General features: G+C 73.8%; 11 protein-coding genes and 1 pseudogene. 11 read left to right on the forward strand and 1 reads right to left on the reverse strand.

The genetic code is table 11. The features are described from left to right. Window position 1: 1 nt before the first annotated feature. The 6 genes from QI554_RS13070 to QI554_RS13095 all read left to right on the forward strand — a co-directional run bounded on the left by QI554_RS13070 (window position 2) and on the right by QI554_RS13095 (window position 8,260). A complete protein-coding gene (locus QI554_RS13070) occupies window positions 2-3,814 on the forward strand; it encodes a non-ribosomal peptide synthetase (protein WP_281469501.1) in 3,813 nt (1,270 codons plus the stop codon). 77 nt (window positions 3,815-3,891) lie between these two features. Next, the gene (locus QI554_RS13075; RefSeq protein ID WP_281469502.1) at window positions 3,892-4,611 is read left to right on the forward strand and encodes a thioesterase II family protein; all 720 of its coding nucleotides are present in this window, start codon (window positions 3,892-3,894) and stop codon (window positions 4,609-4,611) included. After that, a complete protein-coding gene (locus QI554_RS13080; protein WP_281469504.1) occupies window positions 4,608-5,621 on the forward strand; it encodes a threonine ammonia-lyase in 1,014 nt (337 codons plus the stop codon). The genes QI554_RS13075 and QI554_RS13080 overlap by 4 nt, the downstream gene beginning before the upstream one ends. 66 nt (window positions 5,622-5,687) lie before the next feature. Beyond that, a complete protein-coding gene (locus QI554_RS13085; RefSeq protein ID WP_281469506.1) occupies window positions 5,688-6,461 on the forward strand; it encodes a thioesterase II family protein in 774 nt (257 codons plus the stop codon). A gap of 36 nt (window positions 6,462-6,497) precedes the next feature. After that, entirely contained in the window at window positions 6,498-7,496 is a 999-nt protein-coding gene (locus tag QI554_RS13090) for an ATP-binding cassette domain-containing protein (protein ID WP_281469507.1), read from the forward strand. Further along, the gene (locus QI554_RS13095) at window positions 7,493-8,260 is read left to right on the forward strand and encodes an ABC transporter permease (protein ID WP_281469510.1); all 768 of its coding nucleotides are present in this window, start codon (window positions 7,493-7,495) and stop codon (window positions 8,258-8,260) included. Before QI554_RS13090 ends, QI554_RS13095 begins: the two co-directional genes overlap by 4 nt. Here the strand turns inward: QI554_RS13095 and QI554_RS13100 are convergent. Beyond that, window positions 8,244-11,396 carry an ATP-binding protein gene (locus tag QI554_RS13100; protein WP_281469512.1) on the reverse strand — a complete coding sequence of 1,051 codons (3,153 nt, stop codon included), beginning with the start codon at window positions 11,394-11,396 and terminating at the stop codon, window positions 8,244-8,246. The genes QI554_RS13095 and QI554_RS13100 overlap by 17 nt on opposite strands. Before the next feature lie 212 nt (window positions 11,397-11,608). Between QI554_RS13100 and QI554_RS13105 the strand changes: the two genes are divergently transcribed. From QI554_RS13105 to QI554_RS13125, 5 genes and pseudogenes are all read left to right on the forward strand, one after another. Further along, the gene (locus tag QI554_RS13105; RefSeq protein WP_281469514.1) at window positions 11,609-11,896 is read left to right on the forward strand and encodes a phosphopantetheine-binding protein; all 288 of its coding nucleotides are present in this window, start codon (window positions 11,609-11,611) and stop codon (window positions 11,894-11,896) included. After that, window positions 11,893-13,143: a cytochrome P450 gene (locus QI554_RS13110; protein WP_281469517.1), complete on the forward strand. Its 1,251-nt coding sequence runs from the start codon at window positions 11,893-11,895 to the stop codon at window positions 13,141-13,143. The genes QI554_RS13105 and QI554_RS13110 overlap by 4 nt, the downstream gene beginning before the upstream one ends. Further along, the gene (locus QI554_RS13115) at window positions 13,140-13,877 is read left to right on the forward strand and encodes a thioesterase II family protein (protein ID WP_281469519.1); all 738 of its coding nucleotides are present in this window, start codon (window positions 13,140-13,142) and stop codon (window positions 13,875-13,877) included. Before QI554_RS13110 ends, QI554_RS13115 begins: the two co-directional genes overlap by 4 nt. 47 nt (window positions 13,878-13,924) lie before the next feature. Continuing rightward, window positions 13,925-16,966: a type I polyketide synthase gene (locus QI554_RS13120; RefSeq protein WP_281469521.1), complete on the forward strand. Its 3,042-nt coding sequence runs from the start codon at window positions 13,925-13,927 to the stop codon at window positions 16,964-16,966. Window positions 16,967-16,990: 24 nt separating this feature from the next. Beyond that, a pseudogene (locus QI554_RS13125) lies at window positions 16,991-21,583 on the forward strand (type I polyketide synthase); the annotation flags it as partial. Window positions 21,584-21,592 lie beyond the last annotated feature (9 nt).

Here is a 21,592-nt window from a genome sequence, read left to right on the forward strand (position 1 = left end):
GATGATTCCGGTGTCATTCGCGCAACGCCGCATGTGGGTTCTCCACCAGCTGGAAGGCGGCTCGGAGAACTGGAACATGCCGGCGGCCTTCCGCCTGACCGGGCCGCTGGACCGCACCGCCCTCGCCGAGGCGCTCCGCGACGTGGTCGACCGGCACGAGATCCTGCGCACCTTCTACGTGACGGACGACGACGGCGAGCTGTACCAGGAGATCCTTCCGACCGCGGAGGCCGCGCCGGAGGTGCCGGTCGTCGACGTGGCGCCCGAGGAGGTGGGCACCGCGATCGAGGAGGCGATCGCGTACCGGTTCGACCTGGCCGCCGAACTCCCGGTGCGGGTGAGTCTGTTCCGCTGCGCACCCGAGGAGCACGTCCTCGTCCTGGTCATCCACCACATCGCCTCGGACGGCAGCTCGGGCGCCCCGCTGGCACGGGACCTGGCCGCGGCGTACACCGCGCGCCGGGACGGCCGGGCCCCGCGGTGGGAGCCGCTTCCCGTGCAGTACAAGGACTACACGATGTGGCAGCGCGAGGTGCTCGGCGACGCCTCGGACCCGCGCAGTCTCGCCGCGACGCAGACCGCGTACTGGCGCGGGGAACTGACCGGGGTGCCGCAGCCGCTGAACCTGCCGTTGGACCGCCCGCGGCCCGTGGAGTCGAGCCGGCGCGGCGCCGTGGTCGACCTCATGGTCGAGCCGGAGGTCGGGACCGGGCTGCGGAAGCTGGCCGACGAGCGCGGGGCGACCATGTCGATGGTCCTGCACGCCGCGCTGGCGGTGCTGCTGCGCAAGCTCGGCGGCGGGGACGACGTGACGATCGGCAGCTCGATCGCCGGGCGCACCGACGAGGCGCTGGCCGATCTCATCGGGTTCTTCGTCAACACCCAGGTGCTGCGGGTGGACCTCTCCGGCGACCCGTCCTTCGGCGAGCTGCTCGCGCAGGTCCGGAACAAGGCGCTGGCGGCCTACGAGCACCAGGACGTCCCGTTCGACATGCTGGTCGAGGCGATCAACCCGGAGCGCTCGCCGGCGTACCAGCCGCTGTTCCAGGTGATGCTCGGCCTCCAGAACTACGAGCGGCCGCAGCTCGAACTCGCCGGGCTCACCCTGGAGGTCGAGCAGGCGCTCCCGACGACCGCCAAGGTCGACCTGTTCTTCAACGTGGTCGCGGACGACACGGGGGCCCTGCGGGGCAACATCCTGTACGCGACCGACCTGTTCGACCGGGAGACGGTCGAGGCCGTCGCGGCCAGGTTCGTGCGCGTCCTGGAGCAGGTGGTCGCCGACCCGGGCATGTGCGTCGGGGACGTCGACGTGCTGGGCGCGGCGGAGCGGCGGCGGCTCGTGGTGGAGGTGAACGACACCGCCGAGCCCACCCTGGAGGGCGGGCTGGTCGCGGCCGTGCACCGGCAGGCGGTGGCGACACCGGACGCGGTCGCCGTCATCGGCGAGGAAGAGACGCTCACCTACCGGGAGTTGGACGCGCGGTCGAGCAGGATGGCGCACTGGCTCGTGGACCGCGGCGTGCGGGCGGAGTCGCTGGTCGCCGTGTGCCTGCCCCGCACGGCGAACCTCGTGGTGGCGCTGCTCGCGGTCCTCAAGTCCGGCGGCGCGTACGTCCCGATCGACCCGGACCACCCGCGTTCCCGGATCGACTACATCCTGGAGCACGCGGATCCGGTGCTGGTGCTCGACGCCGACACGCTGGCCGGTGCGGACTGGTCGGGGTACCCCGACGCGGCGCCGGAAGCGGCCGTCCGGCCGGACAACGCCCAGTACGTGATCTACACGTCGGGGTCGACGGGCCGGCCGAAGGGGGTGGCGATCCCGCGCCGCGCCGTGGCGAACTACCTTGCCACGACGCAGCGGAGGTTCCCGCTGTCGCCTGCCGACCGGATGCTGTTCAGCACGACGGTGGCGTTCGACATGGCGAACACCGAGCTGTACCTCCCGTTCACCGTCGGCGCGGCCATGGTGGTGGCCGGGAAGGACACCGTCACCGATCCGTCGGCAGTGCTGGCCCTGATGCGCCGTCACCGGGTCACCGTGGTGCAGGCCACGCCGGCGTTCTGGCAGATGCTGCTGATGCACGACCCGGACGCCGCGCAGGGGCTGCGGATCATCATCGGCGCGGAAGCCGTGCCGGTACGGCTGGCGGAGACGTTGGCGGCCCAGGCCGCCGAGGTGTTCAACATGTACGGCCCCACCGAGACGACGACGTGGTGCACCGAGGCGCGCATCGAGCCGGGGGCGGGGGTGCCGATCGGACTGCCGGTCGGGAACACCCAGGTGTACGTGCTCGATTCGCGGCTGTGCCCGGTTCCGCGCGGGGTGCCGGGCGAGCTGTACATCGCCGGTGACGGGATGGCCCGCGGCTACCAGGGCCGGCCGGAGCTGACCGCGGAGCGGTTCGTGGCCTGCCCGTTCGGCCCCGCCGGCGCGCGGATGTACCGCACCGGGGACCTGGTGCGCTGGGACGCGAACGAGCTGCTGGACTACCTGGAGCGGACCGACTTCCAGGTGAAGATCCGGGGGTTCCGGATCGAGCTGGCCGAGATCGAGCACGTGCTGACCGGACATCCCGGTGTGGCCCAGGCGGCGGCCGTGGTGCGCGAGAACCGGGACGGCGACAAGCGCATCGTGGGCTTCGTGGTGCCCGAGCCCGGTGTCGCGGCGACCGACGCGGGCGTTCCGGCGCTGCTCGCCGAACTGCCCGGACACCTCCGCGAGCGGCTCCCCGACTACATGGTGCCCTCCGTGCTGGTCCCGCTCACGGAGGTCCCGCTGACCCCGAACGGGAAGCTCGACCGCGCCGCGCTGCCGTCCGAGGACACCGACGCCGCGGCCGGCCGGGAGCCGCGCAACGCCCACGAGGAGCGCATGTGCGCCCTCTTCGGCGAGTTGCTCGGCGTCGAGAAGGTCGGCATCGACGACGACTTCTTCGCGCTGGGCGGGCACTCGCTGCTGGCCACCAGGCTCAGCGTCCGTATCCGCGAGCGGTTCGGCGTCGAGATGCCCCTCCGGACCATCGTGAAGTACCCCACCGTGGCCGAGCTGGCGTCGTTGGCGCTCATCGGCGGCATCCCCGTGGACCACGCCGACCCGTTCGCCGTCGTGCTCCCGCTGAACAGCGACCCCGGCACGGGCGAGCCGCCCCTGTGGTTCTTCCACGGCGGCGGCGGGCTGGGCTGGGCGTTCTTCGGCTTCGCGCCGTACGTGCGGGACCGGGCCGCGTACGCCTTGCAGTCCCGCGGCTCCGACGGCGTGGACACGCTCGCCGCGTCCGTGGAGGAGATGGTCGAGGACTACATCACCGAAATGCTGAAGATCCAGCCGGAGGGGCCCTTCCACCTCGTCGGCTGGTCGTACGGCGGCACCCTCGTGCAGGCCGTCGCGGAAGCGCTCGACCGGCGCGGGCACGAGGTCGCCCTCACGGCCATCCTGGACTCCCAGCCCGGCGGGCACGGATTCACGGAGATACACGCCGGAAAGCGGTTGTCCGACTATCGGGCGGAACTCGAAGAATACTTCGGCCAGTACATCGTCACCGACAACCAGCAGCCTTTCGTGGACGCCATGTCGAAGGTGCTGGCCAACAACACGGACCTCATGATGCGTTTCGAATCGCCGGTCTACCGCGGCGACGTGCTGTTCTTCAGCGCGACGCTCCAGGACGACTCGTACGCGCGCCTGTGGCGGCCGTACGTGCTCGGTTCCATCGAGGTGCACGACGTACGCGCGACACACCACGAAATGAACATGCCCGCGCCCGTGGCCGAAATCATGGACGTCATCGTCCGCAGGCTGGCGGAATGACCGGGCGTCGCCGCCCGGAACCCGGGCAACGGACCGTCGAGACGGGATTGGGGTTGGTCGGGGTGGAGGAACCCCGCATGTCCGCGGAACACGGCGACCGGGCCACGCTGCTGTGCGTGCCGTTCGCCGGAGCGGGACCGTCGTTCTTCCACCCGTGGCGGGCGCTGTCCGCCGGCCGGTGGACCGTGGTCTCGGTCGAACTGCCCGGCAGGGAGCGGCGGATCCTGGAGACGCCGTACCGCAACGTCGTCGAGGCGGCCAAGAACGAGGCCGACGGAATCGCCGCCGACCTCGGGGCGGGAGCGCGGACGGTGCTGTTCGGGCACAGCCTCGGCGCGGTGCTCGCGTACGAGCTGGCGCACCTGCTGATGGCGCGCGACGTCCGCGTCGAGCGGCTGGTCGTCAGCGGTTCGCCGGGGCCGTGGACCCAGCGCGAGCGGCGCGCGACCGGGCTCCCGGACGACGAGTTCCTCGCCCGCGTCGAGGAGTTCGCGGGATTCCGGCACGAGGCCCTCGACCACCCGGAGATGCGCGAGCTGATCCTCCCCGTGCTGCAGGCCGACTGCGAGATGCACGAGAACTACGTCCCGAGCACCGACGAACCGCTGTCGGTGCCGATCTGCTCGCTGCGCGGCGCCTCCGACGGCCTGGTCACCGCGGACGAGGCCCGGCAGTGGAAGGACGCGACCACGGGCGGGTTCCGCTATGCGGAGTTCCCGGGCGACCACATGTACCTGGTCGACCTGGGCCGCGAGGTGCTGGACGTGATAGCGGCGCAGGGGGACGGGGACGCATGACGCCGACCGGCCCGAACGCCGTGGCCGTCGCCGACCAGCCGCCGCTCCTGAGCTGTGCCGGGGTGCACGACGCCCGGCACCGCATCGCCGGCCGCGTCGTGCAGACGCCCGTGATACGCAGCGACGACCTGGAGCGGATGGCCGGCGCCCGGCTGTGGCTGAAGGCGGAGAACCTCCAGCGCGGCGGCTCCTTCAAGATCCGCGGCGCGCTCCTCGCCGTCGACCGGCTGGTGGCGGCCGGCAGCCGCGGCGTGGTCGCGCAGTCCACCGGCAACCACGCCCTGGCCGTGGCGCTCGCCGCCGCCCAGCACCGGCTCCCCGCCGTGCTGGTGCTGCCCACCGACGCCGCCCCGACCAAGGTGCGGCGGATCCGGGAGACCGGCGCCGAGGTGCTCCAGGCCGGAACCACGTTGGCCGAGCGCGTCGCGGTGGTCGAGGAGGTGGGGGAGACCTGCGGCTACGACGCGGTCGACCCCTACCAGAACCCGGACGTGGTGGCCGGCCAGGGAACCGCCACCGCGGAGCTGCTGCACCAGGTGGACGCGGCCGACGGCCGACTGGACGCGGTGGTGCTGCCCGTCGGCGGCGGCAGCGCGGTGGCCGGCGCCGTCCTCGCCACCGCGGGCCAGGGCGTCGACGTCTACGCCGCGGAGCCCGGCGCCGTCCCGGCCCTCACCGCGGCGCTGCGCGCCGGAGGGCCGGTCACCGTGGACGCGAAGCCGACGATCGCCGACGGGTTGCGCCCCGACCGCATCGGCCGACTGCCCTACGACCTGGTCCACGACGCGGTCGCCGAGGTCTTCACGATCGACGAGGACGCCATCGCCGAGGCGCTGCGCCTGGCGCTCGTCCACGCCCGGCTGCTCGTCGAACCGGCCGCGGCCACCGCGCTCGCCGGCGCCCTGCGGCTCGCCGCCGCCGGCCGGGCCCGGGACATCGGCGTCCTCGTCTCCGGCGGCAACGTCGAGACGGGCCTCGTGGCGTCCGTGCTGGGCCGGCAGACCTCCTGAACCCCGCGCCGCAGGCCGACGACGGAGACACACGGAGAAATACGTAGACACACAGAAGGGCTGGGCATGACAGGACCGGCGACCTCCGAGGGCCAGTGGATCCACCGCTTCCATCCCTCGGACGAGAGCGAGTTCCGCATCGTCTGCTTCCCGCACGCGGGGGGTTCGGCGAGCTACTACTACGGGCTGTCGGAAACCCTCGCACCGGAACTGGACGTGCTCGCCGTCCAGTACCCGGGGCGGCAGGACCGCCGCGCCGAGGGCTGTGTCGAGGACTTCACCGAGCTCGCCGACCGCAGCTACGCGGCACTGCGCCGCGCCGAGGACGGCCGGCCCTGCGTCTTCTTCGGCCACAGCATGGGCTCGATCCTCGCCTTCGAGGTGGCCCGCCGCTACCAGGACGACACCGGCGCCCCGCCCGCCTGGCTGTTCGCGTCCGGGTACCCCGCACCGTCCCGGCTGCGCGGCGGCACGGTCCACCGCCGCGACGACGCCGGCGTCGTCGACGAACTGCGCGCCGTCGGGGGCACCGACCCCGTCTATCTGGAGAACAAGCACCTGGCGGCGGCCATCCTCTTCGCCGTCCGGGGCGACTACACGGCCATCGAGAACCACCCCAGGACCACCGGTGTCCGGCTCGACTGCCCGATCACCATGATGGTCGGCGACGACGACCCGCACACCACGGTCGCCGAGGCCGAGGCCTGGGGGGAGCACACCGCCGGCGCGTTCGCGCTGCACGTGTTCCGGGGCGGCCACTTCTACCTCGACACGCACCACCGGGAGGTCACCGGCATCATCTCCGGGACCGTACGCGAAGTGTCGGTGTCAGGGGTGTGACAGACCCGTGTCAGGGCCGCCGTCGACGGTGAGCGCATGAAGAGTTCGGCGATCGCGGTCACAGGACTGCGCAAGGCATACGGCGACAAGGTCGTGCTCGACGGCATCGACTTCGAGGTCGAGGCGGGGTCCGTCTACTCCATGCTCGGCCCGAACGGGGCCGGCAAGACCACGACGGTGAACATCCTGACCACGCTGCTCAAGGCCGACGCGGGGACGGCGTCGGTCGGCGGGCACGACGTGGCGGCCGCGACCAAGGCGGTGCGCTCCGTCATCGGTGTCACCGGCCAGTTCGCCGCCGTGGACGAACTCCTGTCGGGCCGGGAGAACCTCCAGCTGATGGCGGACCTCAAGCGGGTGCGCGACCGCGAGGTGGTCACCGGACTGCTGGAGCGCTTCGACCTGGGGGAGTCGGCGGACAAGCTCGTGTCCGCCTACTCCGGCGGCATGCGCCGGAAACTCGACCTGGCCATGACCCTGGTCGGCCGACCGCGGATCATCTTCCTGGACGAGCCGACGACCGGCCTCGACCCGCGCAGCCGGCGCACGATGTGGGCCATCGTCCGCGACCTGGTGGCCGAGGGCACGACCGTCTTCCTCACCACCCAGTACCTCGACGAGGCCGACCAACTCGCCGACCGGGTCGCGGTGCTCGACCACGGCCGCCTCGTCGCCGAGGGCACGCCGGAGGAGCTCAAGCGCCTGATCCCCGGCACCCACGTCCGGCTCCGGTTCGCCGAGCACTCCGCCCTGGAGACGGCGGCGCGCGTCCTGCCAGGCGCCGCGCGGGACGACCAGGAACTGACCCTGCGGGTGCCCGGCGACGGCACGTCGCGGTCCCTGCGCGCGCTCCTCGACCGGCTCGACGAGCACATGCTCGACGCCCAGGAGTTCTCCGTGCACACGCCCGACCTCGACGACGTCTTCCTCGCCCTCACCGGGCGCCCGACCGCCGACGGCACGGCCGGCACCGACACGACGGACAGCACCCGCAGCACGGGCACCGCGACGAGCACGGAGGCGATCGCACGATGAGCAGCATCTCCACACCGCTGGCCGACTCGGCGATCATGCTGCGCCGCAACCTGAAGCACAGCATGCGAAACCCGGTCACCGTGTTCAACTCGGTGCTGTTCCCCATCGTCATCATGGTCATGTTCGTGGCGGTGTTCGGCGGCGCCTTCGCCACCGGCGAGAGCAAGTACATCGACTACGCCACACCGGGCCTGCTCGTGATGGCCATCAGTTACGGCCTCGGCGCCACCGCGACGGCCGTCAACGACGACATGACCAAGGGCATCATCAACCGCTTCAAGACCATGGACGTCTCCCGCGGCGCGGTGCTGACCGGGCACGTCGTCGTCACCACGGTCCGCTGCATGGTCGCCTGCGCGGCCATCGTCGCGGTCGCGTTCGCGATGGGCTTCGACCCGGACGCGAGCGCCCTGGACTGGCTCGGCGCGATCGGCCTCCTGCTGCTGCTCAGCTTCGCGGCCGGATGGCTCACCGTCGCCCTGGGGCTGGCCGCGAAGAGCGTCGAGTCCGCCGGACTGGCCACCGTTCCGCTGATCATGCTGCCGTTCCTGAGCAGCGCGTTCGTCCCCGCCGACACGATGAAGGCCGGCGTGCGGCAGTTCGCCGAGTACCAGCCGTTCACGCCGATCATCGAGACGCTCCGCGGGCTGCTCACCGGCACGCACGCGTCGAACGGCGACGTGGCCGCGGCCTTCGCGTGGTGCGCCGCCTTCGCGGTCGTCGGCTACCTGTGGGCGGTGTCCACGTTCAAGAAGCGAGCGTGACCCCGACCAGCTCGGACCAGTCGGCCCGTGTGCCTTCCGCGGCCGCCTCGGCGAACCCCGCGTCGCCGAGGCGGCTCCGCGCGTCCCGCTCGATCCGGACGGCGTCCGGGTGCGAGAGGTCCGGCAGACCGCGGACGCCGTCGCTCGCGGCGAGCAGCCGCACGGCCAGCGCGGGCTCACCGCGGCGCAGCGCCTGGTCCGCGACCCCGACGAGCACCTGTGCGATCAGCGGCGCGTGGCCCGCGGCGGCCGCCGCCTCGCACGCCGCCGCACGGTGCGCCCGGGCCTCGCCGAGGTCGTCGGCGAGGTAGCCGAGCACGTCGTGCGCCGCCGCACGGACGTTCGGCTGCTCCGCCTCGTCGCCCAGCACCGCCGTCGCCGCGGCGAGCTGCCGGCGCGCCTCGTCGGCGTCGCCGCCCCACCGGGCGAGTTCCGCCTTGGTGAACGCCAGGACGGACAGCGCGCCCGGCCAGGTGACGCCGTCCGCGCGGCGCTGCGCCTCGGCGATGGCCGCCGCCGAGGCGTCCCTGTCGCCCAGCAGCCAGTGCAGTTGCGCCTGCCGCGACCGCATCCGGATCACGTCCTCGGTCGTGCCGACCTCGGTGACGACCGCGACCGCCTGCTCGAAGTACGCGGCGGCCCGGGCGAACTCGCCGCGCACCGCGATCCGGTCCGCGAGCTCGGTCAGCGCGAACGAGATCCCGAACCGCTCGCCGAGCGCCCGGAACTCGGCGAGGGCCGTCTCCAGGTACGCGTCCGCTTCCCGCCCTTCCTCGCCGAGCATGATGCGCATCTTGCCCGACTGCAGCCGCGCCAGCGCGCGCACCCAGGGGTCCTCGTCGTCGAGCAGCGGGTCGAACGCGGTCAGCATCGCGGCGGGGTCGCGCAGCATGCGCTCCAGCGCGCCGATGAAGCCCAGCGCCGGGTGGCGGCGTCCGCCGGACCGGGCGCGCTCGTTGAACCGGTGCGCCTCGTGGATCCACACCGCGGACTGGTGCTCGTCGCCCGGCCCGGAGTTCACGAACATCGAGACCAGGGCGTACACCGTGGCCCGGACGTCGTCGGGCACCTCCCCGGGCAACCTGGTGGCCGCGGTGACCAGTTCGAAGCCCTCGGTCCGGCGTCCGCCGAGCCACCAGTACCAGCCCGCGCCCGCCGCGAGGCGCATGGCCTCGGGCGCCTCACCCGCCTCGAGCGCGCCGCGCATCGCCGCACCGATGTTGCGGTGCTCGGTGTCGAGCACGGCCAGCCACTCCAGCTGCCCGGCGCGGCGCAGGTGCGGCTCCGCGGTTTCGGCGAGCTCGGTGAAGCACGCCAGGTGCGCCCGGCGGGCCAGGGCCACTTCGCCCGCCTCCGCGAGCCGGTGCCCGGCGTACTCCCGCACCGTGCCGCTCATGCGGTACCGCGGGGCGTCGGCGCCCTCGGCCACCAGCAGCGACTTCTCGGCCAGCGCGGTGAGCAGTTCGAGCACGTCCTCCCGGTCGACCCCGTCGCCCGCGCAGACCCGCTCGGCGGCCTCCAGACCCGCCCCGCCCGAGAACACCGCGAGCCGCCGCAGCACCCGGCGTTCGGCGTCGGTGAGCAGCTCCCAGCTCCAGTCGACCACCGCGCGCAGCGTCTTGTGCCGCGGCAGCGCGGTCCGGCTGCCGCCGGTCAGCAGCCGGAACCGGTCGTCGAGCCGATTGGCGAGCTGGTCGACGGACATCGTGCGCAGTCGGGCCGCGGCCAGTTCGATGGCCAGCGGCATGCCGTCCAGCGCCCGGCAGACGCGCGCCATCGTCGCCAACGTGCCGGCGTCGGACGCGAGATCGCGGCGCACCGCGGCGGCCCGGTCCCGCAGCAGCCGCACGGCGGGGGACGACTCGATCGCGGCCGCGGCCGCGTCCCACCCCGGCAGGGCGAGCGGTTCGGCCCCCCACAGCGCCTCGCCGGTGATGCCGAGCGGTTCGCGGCTGGTCGCCAGGATCCGCAGCCGCCGGCACTCCCCGAGCACCCGGTGCGCGAACACCGCGGCGGACTCGATCACGTGCTCGCAGTTGTCCAGGATCAGCAGGGCCTCGCGGTCGCGGAGCGCGGCGACGAGCCGGTCCGCCGGCTCCGCGTTCGGCCCCGCGCCGAGCAGGGCGTCGCGCAGCCCGAGCCCGGCGAGTGTCGCCTGCGCCACGTCGCCGTCGGCGCCGACCGCGGCCAGCTCCACCAGCCAGGCGCCGTCGGGGAAGTCGCCGAGCAGCGTGCGCGCGGTCTCCGTGGCCAGCCGCGTCTTGCCCGCGCCGCCCGGCCCGATGACGGTGGTGAGCCGGTGCTCGGAAAGGAGCCCGCGGACCGCGGCGACGTCGGCGTCCCGGCCGACGAAGCTGGTCAGCTCCGCGGTGAGGTTGGTCTTCCGGCCTTCCTCCGGCCGCCCCAGCTCACCGCGCAGCAGCGCGACGTGCAGCGCAGCCAGTTCCGGCGACGGGTCGGCGCCCAGCGTGTCGGCGAGCGCCTCCCTCGCGCGCTCGTACGCCAGCAGCGCCTCGCTGTCCCGGCCCGCCGCGACGAGGGCGCGCATCAGCGCCGCGACCAGGCGTTCCCGCAGCGGGTGCGCGGCCACCAGGTCGGTCAGCTCGGTGACCAGCTCCGCACCGCGCCCGAGGGCGGCCTCCGCGTCGACCCACTCCTCCGTCGCGGTCAGGCGCAGGCCCTCGAGCCGGACGACCACGGCGTCGTACGCCTCGCTGTCCTGCAGGCCGACGTCCTGCATCGCCGCACCGCGCCACAGCCCCAGGCCCTCGCGCAGCAGCCGCACCCGCCGGGACACGTCCTCGGCGCGGGCCTGGCCCATGATGACGAGGCGTTCGAACCGCACGGCGTCGACGGCGTCGGGGCCCACCGCCAGGCGGTAGCCGTCCGGCCGCCCCTCGACCACGCCGTCCGGCAGCAGCTTCCGGAGCCGGGAGACCAGGCGGTGCAGGGCGTTCGTCGCGTCGGCGGGCGGCTGCTCGCCCCAGATCCAGTCGACGAGCCACGCCTTCGGGACCGTGTTGCCGGCCCGAAGGGCGAGGGCGGCCAGCAGTCCGCGCAACCGCGCGCCCGGCACGTCGACCACGGCGCCGTCGGCCGTGCGAACCTCGAATGGACCCAGGACCCCGATCTGCACGCGCCGATTTTGGCACGGAACCCGCGCGGCGCGCCGCCGGCGTCCGGCGGGGCGGAAACCCGCGGCGCGCCGGGTGTCAAGAATTCCCGCGCCAATTCCTGTGCGGATTCCGGATTTCTGTCCCGTCGACAGGACGACGGCGTACGGTCGGCGGGCGTTCTGATTTCCCTTGCCCCGGCTTTCCCCGGCCAATTACGTTGGCGTCGCGAGGAATGCACGAGCCGATTTTCGGCGGCGGCGGAAGGAAATGGCTGGCAATGGCACTCGTGCAGGAGATCTCGGCGCTGTGGGCGGAATACCTCGACGGTCGTGAAGTCGGCGCGGACGACGACTTCTTCGAGCTCGGCGGGAATTCACTGATCGGGATCAAGATCATCGACCGGGTGTCCCACGACTACGGCGTCGAGCTGTCCGTGCGCGCCTTCTATCTGGCGCAGACCCCGGCGCGGGTCGCCGCGTTGATCGAGCAACTGATCGAGCAGGGGAGGGTACGCACGTGAGGCTGACGCCGGGGCCCGGGCACGACGTCGACCTCGACCGTGTCGACCTGTTCGAGCTGGACCTCTACACGTCGGGCGATCCGCACCCCGTCTGGGACGTGATGCGGGACAAGGCCCCGCTGCACCACCAGATCCTCCCGGACGGCCGGGAGTTCTGGTCGGTGACCCGGTACGACGACGTCTGCCGCGTGCTCGGCGACCACGAGGACTTCACGTCGGAGCGCGGCACCGTCGTCACCCACCTCGGGGAGGACGACGTCGCGGCGGGCACGCTGATGACGTCCACCGACCCGCCGCGGCACACCCAGGTCCGCAGGGCGATCGGCGCCCAGCTGACCGCGCGGGCGGTGGCGCCCTGGGCGGACCGGATCCGGCAGGCGGTCGTCCGCTTCCTCGAACCGGCGCTGGACGGCGGCACCTTCGACCTGGCCGAGCGGGCGCTGCTCCTCCCGGCGATCGTCACGGGTCCGATCCTGGGGATCCCGGAACGGGACTGGGACGACCTCGTGCAGCTGACCGCGATGGTGACCGCCCCTTCCGACCCGCACTTCCACCACGGCAGCGACGCCGCGACGCTGGCCATCGCCCACCACGAACTCGTCACGTACGTCACGGAGTGGGTCCGACGGCGGCGGGCGGCGGGAGGTGAGGACGGGAGTCTGCTCGACCACCTCATGAACGTCCGCGCGGGCGACGCGCCGCTGACCGACGAGGAGATCGCCCTCGACGGCTACAGCATCCTGCTCGGCGCCAACGTGACGACGCCGCACACCGTCTCGGGCACGGTGCATGCGCTCGTCGAGCGGCCCGAGCAGTTCGCGAAGGCGCAGGCCGACCTGTCGCTCGTCCCGAACCTCGTCGAGGAAGGGCTGCGTTGGACGTCCCCCGCGTGCAACTTCATGCGGTACGCGGTGCGCGACACCCGGATCGGCGGCGGCACGGTCCCGGCCCGCGGCGCCGTCGTCGCGTGGATCGGGTCGGCCAACAGGGACGCGTCCCGGTTCACCGACCCGCACGTCTTCGACATCACGCGTGCCAACGCCAAGCGGCAGGTCGCGTTCGGGTTCGGCCCGCACTTCTGCATCGGCGCCCCGCTGGCCCGGCTCACGCTCCAGGTCTTCTTCGAGGAACTGCTCTCGAGGTTCGGATCGATCGACCTCGCCGACGAACCGACGCACCTGCGCTCGTTCTTCATCGCCGGGATGACCCACCTCCCCATCGTCGCCCAGAAACGGCGGACGCCATGACATCCGGTTCCGCGATAGCACCGTCGCCGTGGTTCGTCCGGCCGCCGTCCACCGGCCACCCGGCCCGGGTGTTCTGCTTCCCCTACTCCGGCTCCGGGGCGTCGGCCTTCAGCGCCTGGCCGGCCGCGCTCGGCGACGTCGAGGTCTGCCCGCTGCAGTTCCCCGGCCGGGAGAACCGGTTGGGCGAACCGCACTACGGCACCTACGAGGCCCTCGCGGCCGGTCTGGTCGAGCCCCTGACACCGCTGCTCGACCGGCCGTTCGCGTTCTTCGGACACTGCGCGGGCGCGCTGCCCGCGTACGAGACCGTGCTCAGGCTCGCCGAACTCGGGCTGCCGGGACCGGACCGCCTCGTCGTGTCGGGCCAACCGGCGCCGCACGACGACGCGGACGACCGCATGCTCGCCATGACCGAGGACGAACTGCGCGACGAGCTGGCGTCGTTCGTCCGGGGCCGTGGGATCGAACCGCGGCCGGACATGATCGACATGGGCTTGGCCGTGTTGCTCGGCGACCAGGCGGCCGCGCGTGCGTACCGGCGGACGGAACCGGTCGCGGTGCGGTGCCGGATCGTCGTCCTGCACTGGCGCGACGACCCCGAGGTGAGCCTCGACCGGCTCCAGGGCTGGCGCCGGTACGCGGACGAGGTCGACTTCCACGTCGTCGACGGCGGACACCACGACTTCATGGACGCGCCGGACGGGCTCCGGACCCTGCTGTCGCGATGGCGGTGACACCTGTGGGCGGCACCGGCGCACCGAGGAAACCGGAAGGGGTTCGCATGAGTGGCCCGGCCCCCGCGATCGCCGTCATCGGAATGTCGTGCCGCTTCCCGGGAGTTCGCGACCCGGACGAGTTCTGGCGCCTGCTGTCCGAGGGGAGGTCGACCGTCGGGACGTTCCCGGAGCACCGGGCGGCCGGCACGCCGGCACCGGACGCCGACGTGTTGGGCTCGGGGTCGTTCTTCGACGCGGTCGACGGCTTCGACGCCGGGTTCTTCGGCACGGAACCGGCGGAGGCGGCCGCGATGGACCCCGTGCAGCGGCTGGGCCTCGAACTCGCCTGGGAGGCGGTGGAAGACGCCCGCATCCCGGCGACCGCGCTCGCGGGGCGCGCGATGGACGTCCTCGTCGGGGCCGCGTCCTCGGGCTACGACGTGCTGCGCAGGCGGACCGGCGGAGACCGGGACGACCACTACGCCGCACTCGGTTCGAGCGGCACGCTGGTCGCCAACCGCATCTCCGCGCTGCTCGACGTCCGCGGCATGAGCTTCTGCGCGGACTCCGGCCAGTCCTCGTCCCTCACGGCGGTGGCGCTGGCGTGCGACCGGATCCGGAGCGGGGCCGTCGACCTGGCGCTCGTCGGCGGGGTGCAGCTGATCGTCGACCCGGAGACGGGACTCGGCCTGGCGAACCTCGGCGCCCTGTCACCCGACGGCCGCTGCTTCACCTTCGACGAACGGGCGAACGGCTTCGTCCGGGGCGAGGGCGGCGGATTCGCCGTGCTGAAGCGGCTCGACCTCGCCGTCGCCGACGGCGACCGCGTCTACGCGGTGGTCCGGGGCTGGAGCGTCGGCAGCGGCGGGGCGTCGTCGCGGATGCCGGATCCCAGCCCCGGCGCGCAGGCGGCGACCGTGCTGTCCGCGCTCGACAGCGCGGCCGTCCCGTTCGACGACGTCGACTACGTCGAGGCGCACGGCACCGGGACCAGGCTCGGCGACCCGGCCGAACTGGCCGGTCTGCGTGAGGTGTTCCGTGCGTCCGGGCGGAGCCGGCCGCTGGCGGTCGGCTCGGTGAAGACGAACGTCGGGCACCTTGAGGCGGCCGCGGGCGTCGTCGGCTTCCTGAAGGCGGTGCTCTGCCTGGACCGCGGCCACCTGGTGCCGAGCCTGAACTTCCGCTCCCCGAACCCCGCCGTCGCGGACTTCGCGAAGGACTTCGACGTTCCCCGCACCGCGCGGCCCTGGCCGGACACGCCAGGCCGACCGCGGCGCGCCGGGGTCTCGTCGTTCGGGATGGGCGGCACGAACGCACACGTCGTCCTCGAAGAGGCTGCTCGGGAGGTGGCGGAAGCCCCCGCGGAGGAGGGTTCGCCCTCGAGGGTGCTGCCGTGGGTGCTGTCGGCACGCTCGGAGCCGGCCCTGCGGGAGCAGGCGGCGCGTCTGCGGGACCTGGTGGCCGCGGACCCGGCGCCGTCGGCCGTCGACGTGGGGTACTCCCTGGTGGCGACGCGGTCGTCGTTCGAACGCCGCGCGGTCGTGCTCGGCCGCGGCCGCGAGGCGTTGTCGGCCGGCCTGGAGGCGGTGGCGGCGGGCGGGGAGTCGGCGCGGGTGATCCGCGGCGTGGCCGAACACCAGGCGGGACCGGTGGTCTTCGTCTTCCCCGGCCAGGGCTCGCAGTGGGCCGGCATGGGGCGACGGCTGTACGCGGAGTCGGAGGTCTTCGCGCGCGGGATCGACGACTGCGCGAAGGCGCTGGCGCCGTGGCTGGACTGGTCGCTGGTGGACGTGCTCAGCGGCGCGGAGTCGGCGCCGTCGCTGGACCGCGTGGACGTCGTCCAGCCGGCGCTGTTCGCGGTCATGGTGTCGCTGGCGCGGGTCTGGCGCTCGCTGGGGGTGGTCCCCGACGCCGTGGTGGGCCACTCCCAGGGCGAGATCGCGGCGGCGTGCGTGTCGGGGGTGCTGTCGCTCGAGGACGCCGCACGGATCGTGGCCCTACGCGCCCGGGCGCTGACCGGACTGGCCGGCCAGGGCGGCGGGATGAGCGCCGTGTCGGCCTCTCCCGCGTGGGTTCGGGACCGGCTCGCACCGTGGTCCGGGCGGTTGTCGGTGGCGGCGGTCAACGGGCCGGCGTCCGTGGTGCTCTCCGGGGACGCCGAGGCGCTGGACGGGTTCGCCGCGGCGGCCGCCGCCGACGGCGTCCGGGTCAGGCGGGTCAAGGTGGACTACGCCTCACACTCCCACCACATCGAAGGCATCCGCGACCGCCTTCTCGCGGACACCGCGGGGATCGCGCCCGGCGGCTCCACCGCGGCGTTCCACTCCACGGTGACCGGCGGTCCGCTCGACCCGGCACGGCTCGGCGGCGCGTACTGGTACGACAACCTGCGCTCGATGGTGCGGTTCGGCGAGGTCGTCGAGCGCCTGATGCGCGACCACGGCGGCGTGTTCGTGGAAGTCAGCCCGCATCCCGTGCTCACCGTCGCCATGGAGGAGACCGCCGACGCGCTGGGTGCCTCGCCACCGGTGGTCGGCACGCTCACCAAGGACGACGGGAGCGCGGGCCAGGTGCTGGCGTCGCTGGCCGAACTCCACGTGCGCGGCGTGCCGGTGGACTGGGCGGCCGTCTTCGCCGCGGACCGGCCGCGCCGGATCGGCCTGCCGTCCTACGCGTTCGACCGGCGGCGCTACTGGCTGACGGCACCCGACGAGACCCCCGCCGCCGCGGGCGGCGGGTCGGCGGACCTCGGGACGGAGCCGGCGGTCCGCAGGCTGGTGTGCGCGGAGACGGCGGCGGTGTTGGGCGCCCGGGGCGTGGACCTGACGGGCGCGGACCTCGCGGCCAGGTCGGGGGAGACGTTCAAGGCCCTGGGCTTCGACTCGTCGATGGCCGTGCGGCTCCGCAACCGGCTCGCCGCCGCGGCCGGTGTGCGGCTCCCCGCGACCGTCGCGTTCACCTATCCGACGCCGCGGGAGCTCGGCCGGCACGTCTTCTCGCTCCTCGCGCCAGACGCGCCCGACCCCGCGGAGCCGGCGGACGGACCCGGCCCGGCGGACCCGAGCGACGACGAACTCTACGAACTGATCGACCGCGGATACGTGTAGGAGGCCCTGGTGGAGGACGTCGAGAAGCTCCGCTCCTACTTACGACGCGCCGTCGGCGACGCGCGGGCGCTGCGCGAGCGCGTGCGCGAGCTGGAGGAGGCGGCGCGCGAGCCCGTCGCGGTCGTCGGAGCGGGATGCCGCTTCCCGGGCGGGGCGACGTCCCCGGACGAGCTGTGGCGGCTGGTGTCCGACGGCGTGGACGCGATGGGCGGCTTCCCGTCGGACCGCGGGTGGGACGTCGACGGGTTGTACGACCCCGACCCCGAGGCACGCGGGAAGACGTATACGCGGACGGGCGGATTCCTGCCCGACCTCGCGGAGTTCGACGCGGGGTTCTTCGGCGTCAGCCCACGTGAGGCGCTCGCCATGGATCCGCAGCAGCGGCTCATGCTGGAGACGTCGTGGGAGGCCCTGGAACGGGCGGGCATCGATCCGGCGGGCCTCCGGGGTTCGGCGACCGGGGTGTTCACGGGCGTCTACGCGGTCGACTACGGCCCGCGGATGGGCGCCGGCGCGGCCGCCGAGGTCGAGGGCTTCGCCATCGCCGGGACGTACACCAGCGTGGTGTCCGGCCGGGTGGCCTACGTGCTGGGCCTCGAGGGCCCCGCGCTGTCCGTGGACACCGCGTGCTCGTCGTCGCTGGTCGCCGTCCATCAAGCCGTGCGGTCGCTGCGTTCCGGGGAGTGCTCCTTGGCGTTGGCCGGCGGCGTCTCGGCGCTGCCGACCCCCGGGCTGTTCGTGGAAGTCGCCCGGCAGCGCGGCCTGTCGGCCGACGGGCGGTGCAAGTCCTTCGCGGAGGCGGCCGACGGAACCGGCTGGGGCGAGGGCGCGGGCGTGCTGGTGCTGGAGCGGCTGTCGGACGCGCGGCGCAACGGCCGGCGGATCTGGGCGGTGATCCGGGGCTCGGCGGTCAACCAGGACGGCGCGTCCAACGGCCTCACCGCGCCGAGCGAACTGGCGCAGCGGCGGGTCGTCCGAGCGGCCGTGGCCGACGCCGGGCTGGCGCTCGGCGACGTGGACGCCGTCGAGGCGCACGGGACCGGCACGCGGCTGGGCGACCCGATCGAGGCGGAGGCCCTGCTGGCCACCTACGGCCGGGAACGGGACCCCGGCAGCCCGTTGTGGCTCGGCTCGCTCAAGTCGAACATCGGCCACACGCAGGCGGCCGCGGGAGTCGCCGGGACGATCAAGATGATCATGGCGATGCGCCACGGGGAGCTGCCGAGGACGCTGCACGTGGACCGCCCGACCTCGCACGTGGACTGGTCGGCGGGGGCGGTGGAACTGCTGACCGAGGCCCGCCGGTGGCCGAGCGCCCCGGGCCGGCCCCGGCGCGCGGGTGTGTCGTCGTTCGGGGTCAGCGGCACGAACGCGCACCTGATCCTGGAGGAGGCGCCCGAGGCGGAGGCCGCCGCCGGCGAGGTGCCCGAGGCGGACGGCCCGGTGCCGTGGGTGCTGTCGGCGCGCTCGCCGGAGGCGCTGCGCGGGCAGGCGGCGAAACTGCGCGCCGCCGTCGAGGCGGACCCGGACCTTCCGCTCGCGGGTGTGGGGCGCTCGTTGGTGGCGACGCGGTCGCTGTTCCCGCACCGCCGGGTGGTGATCGGTGCCGACCGGGGCGAACTGCTCGCCGGCCTGGACGCCGTCGCCGCCGGGGAAGAGCGTCCTCCCCGTGTCGTCGCCGGTGTCGCCGGGCCGGCCGGCAGGACCGTGTTCGTCTTCCCCGGCCAGGGCTCGCAGTGGGTCGGCATGGGGCGGCGGCTGTACGCGGAGTCGGAGGTGTTCGCCCGCGCGATCGACGAGTGCGCGACGGCGCTCGCGCCGTGGGTGGACTGGCCGTTGGTCGACACCGTGTGCGGCGGGCCGGAGGCGGCGGACCTCGAGCGGGTCGAGGTCGTCCAGCCGGTGCTGTTCGCCGTGATGGTGTCTCTGGCGCGGGTCTGGCGTGCGCTGGGGGTGGTACCGGACGCGGTGGTCGGCCACTCCCAGGGCGAGATCGCCGCGGCCTGCGCCGCGGGCGCCCTGACCCTGGAGGACGGCGCCAAGATCGTGGCCCTGCGGTCCCGCATGCTGGCCACGACCGCCCAGGACGGCGGGATGGCCGGGATCGTGCTGCCCGAACACCGGGTGCGGCGACTGCTGGAGCGGGTCGGCCCCGGCGTCGCGGTCGCGGCGGTCAACGGGCCCTATTCGACGACGGTGTCGGGTGAGGCGTCGGCCGTCAGGGAACTGGTCGCGCTCTGTGAGGCCGAGGGCGCCCGCGCGAAGTGGATCCCGGCCAGCGTTCCCGGGCACTCGCCGCTGATGGACCGGTTCGAGGAGCGGCTTCGGGACGAGCTGGGCCGGATCACCCCGCTGCCCACGACGGTGGCGTTCTACTCGACGGTGACCGGTGACGTGATCGACACCGCGGAGCTGGACGCCGCCTACTGGTTCCGCAACATGCGGGAGCCGGTCCGGTTCGACGCCGCCGTGAAGCGGCTGTTCGAGGACGACCACGGCGTGTTCGTCGAGGCGAGCCCGCATCCGCTCCTCACGGTCAACGTCCAGGCGATGCTCGACGCCGTGCCCGACGCCGTAGGCGTGGTCGCGGGCTCGCTCCGCCGTGGCGACGGCGGGCTCGCGCGCCTGTACCGCTCGGCGGCCGAGGCCTTCGTGGCGGGCGCCGCCGTGTCGTGGGAAGCGGCGTTCCCGGCCTGGGACGGACGGTGGCTCGAACTGCCCACGTACGCCTTCCAACGGGAGCGCTACTGGCTGGACACCCCCGTCGAGACGACCGCGCCGGACCTCTCGGACCGGGCGGCGTTGTTCCACGTGGACTGGGCCCCGCTCGCGGTGCCGTCCGGGGCGGCCGCGGGCCGGTACGCCGTGGTGGGCCCGCCCGGTGCGACGGCCGCGGTGCTGGGACGGGGCGGGGCGGTCTTCGCCGACCTCGACGAACTCGCCGCGTCCGGTGGGGAGACACCACGGGTCGTCGTCGCCTGCGTCGACCCGGCGGACGGGAGCCACGACGACGTGCCCGCCGCCGTCGAACGGAACCTCAGCCAGGTGCTGGGGTGGACCCGGCGCTGGCTCACCGACGACCGGTTCGCGAACGCGCGCCTGGTCGTCGTGACGCGCGGCGCGGTCCACGACGAACACGACGAAGCCGCGCCCGGGGGCGACCCCGCGGCCGCCGCGGTCTGGGGATTCGTCCGCACCGCGCAGACCGAGAACCCGGACCGGTTCGTCCTCGTGGACACGGACGACCACGTGGGCTCGTGGGCCTGTGTCCCCGCCGCGGCCGCGACCGGGGAACCCCAGCTCAGGATCCGCGCCGGCGTCATGGCGGTCCCGCGACTCGCGCCCGTCCACGGCGGATCCGCCGGCCGGGTGCCGGGCGCCCCCGGCCTCGGCTCGGGGACGGTCCTGATCACCGGCGGTGTCGGCGGCCTCGGCGCGATGCTGGCCCGGCACCTGGTCGAGCGCCACAAGGTGCGCCGGCTCGTGCTCGCCGGCAGACGGGGGCCCGCGGCACCGGCCGCGGCCGGGCTGCGCGACGAACTGGCCGCGGCGGGGGCGCACGTCGAGATCGTGGCGTGCGACGTCACCGACCGCGGGTCCGTCGCCGCGCTGATCGCCGCGGTACCGGACGACCACCCGCTGACCGCGGTGGTGCACTGCGCGGCGGTGCTCGACGACGGCGTCGTCGAGACGTTGACCGAGGACCGGGTGGCCGCGGTGCTGGCGCCGAAGGCGTACGGCGCCTGGCACCTGCACGAACTGACCAGGCATCTGGACCTGTCCGCGTTCGTGCTGTTCTCCTCGATCGCGGGCGTGCTCGGGACGGCGGGGCAGGCCAACTACGCGGCCGCCAACGCGTTCCTCGACGGTCTGGCGGAAGCCCGCCGGGCCGAGGGGCTGCCGGGAACCTCGTTGTGCTGGGGCTACTGGGCGCAACGCACGGAGGCCGGCGCGGACCTCGGCGACGCCGACATCGAGCGCCTGGGCCGGCAGGGCGTCCGGCCGATGTCGTCGCGCGAGGGGCTCGTGCTCTTCGACTCCGCGATCACCCGCGACGCACCGGTGCTGGTGCCCGCGCGGCTGAACCTCCCGGCACCGGGCGCGCCGCTCCTTCGCGGCCTCCTCACGAGGCCCGCGGCCCCGGTCGGCCAGGGGGACCGCGAACCCCCCGAGGCCGGACTCGCGCGGCGGGTGCGGTCGCTGCCCCGGGCGAACGCCGAAGCGGTGCTGCTCGACGTCGTCCGGGAGCGGACCGCGACGGTCCTCGGTCACGCCGACACCGGCCGGATCGGTCCGGCCGTGGCGTTCAAGGACCTGGGCATCGACTCGCTCATGGCGCTGGAGCTGCGGAACGCGCTCGCCGAGCTCACCGGTCTGAAGCTGCCCGCCACGCTCGCGTTCGACCATCCGAACCCGGGCGCCCTCGCCCGGTACCTGACCGCGGGCGTCCACCCGGACACCGGCGGGGAGTCTCCGGCCGACCTCCCGACCCCGGGGGCCGGCGGATCCGGCGTCCGGCGCGACGACCTCGACGACCTCGTCGACCGGATCGGCGCGGCGTCGGCCACGGAGCTGCTCTCGATGCTGGACAACGAGCTCGGCCAGGGGGACCGATGACAGACGAGA

It is taken from the genome of Yinghuangia seranimata (assembly GCF_029953285.1).
GTDB lineage: Bacteria > Actinomycetota > Actinomycetes > Streptomycetales > Streptomycetaceae > Yinghuangia > Yinghuangia seranimata.

What these genes read in the sequence shown, in the direction of transcription:
- QI554_RS13120 (WP_281469521.1), top strand. Translation starts at nt 13,925, where the DNA reads ATGAGTGGCCCGGCCCCCGCGATCGCCGTCATCGGAATGTCGTGCCGC.
- QI554_RS13115 (WP_281469519.1), top strand. Translation starts at nt 13,140, where the DNA reads ATGACATCCGGTTCCGCGATAGCACCGTCGCCGTGGTTCGTCCGGCCG.
- QI554_RS13080 (WP_281469504.1), top strand. Translation starts at nt 4,608, where the DNA reads ATGACGCCGACCGGCCCGAACGCCGTGGCCGTCGCCGACCAGCCGCCG.
- QI554_RS13090 (WP_281469507.1), top strand. Translation starts at nt 6,498, where the DNA reads ATGAAGAGTTCGGCGATCGCGGTCACAGGACTGCGCAAGGCATACGGC.
- QI554_RS13070 (WP_281469501.1), top strand. Translation starts at nt 2, where the DNA reads ATGATTCCGGTGTCATTCGCGCAACGCCGCATGTGGGTTCTCCACCAG.
- QI554_RS13105 (WP_281469514.1), top strand. Translation starts at nt 11,609, where the DNA reads ATGCACGAGCCGATTTTCGGCGGCGGCGGAAGGAAATGGCTGGCAATG.
- QI554_RS13075 (WP_281469502.1), top strand. Translation starts at nt 3,892, where the DNA reads ATGTCCGCGGAACACGGCGACCGGGCCACGCTGCTGTGCGTGCCGTTC.
- QI554_RS13085 (WP_281469506.1), top strand. Translation starts at nt 5,688, where the DNA reads ATGACAGGACCGGCGACCTCCGAGGGCCAGTGGATCCACCGCTTCCAT.
- QI554_RS13095 (WP_281469510.1), top strand. Translation starts at nt 7,493, where the DNA reads ATGAGCAGCATCTCCACACCGCTGGCCGACTCGGCGATCATGCTGCGC.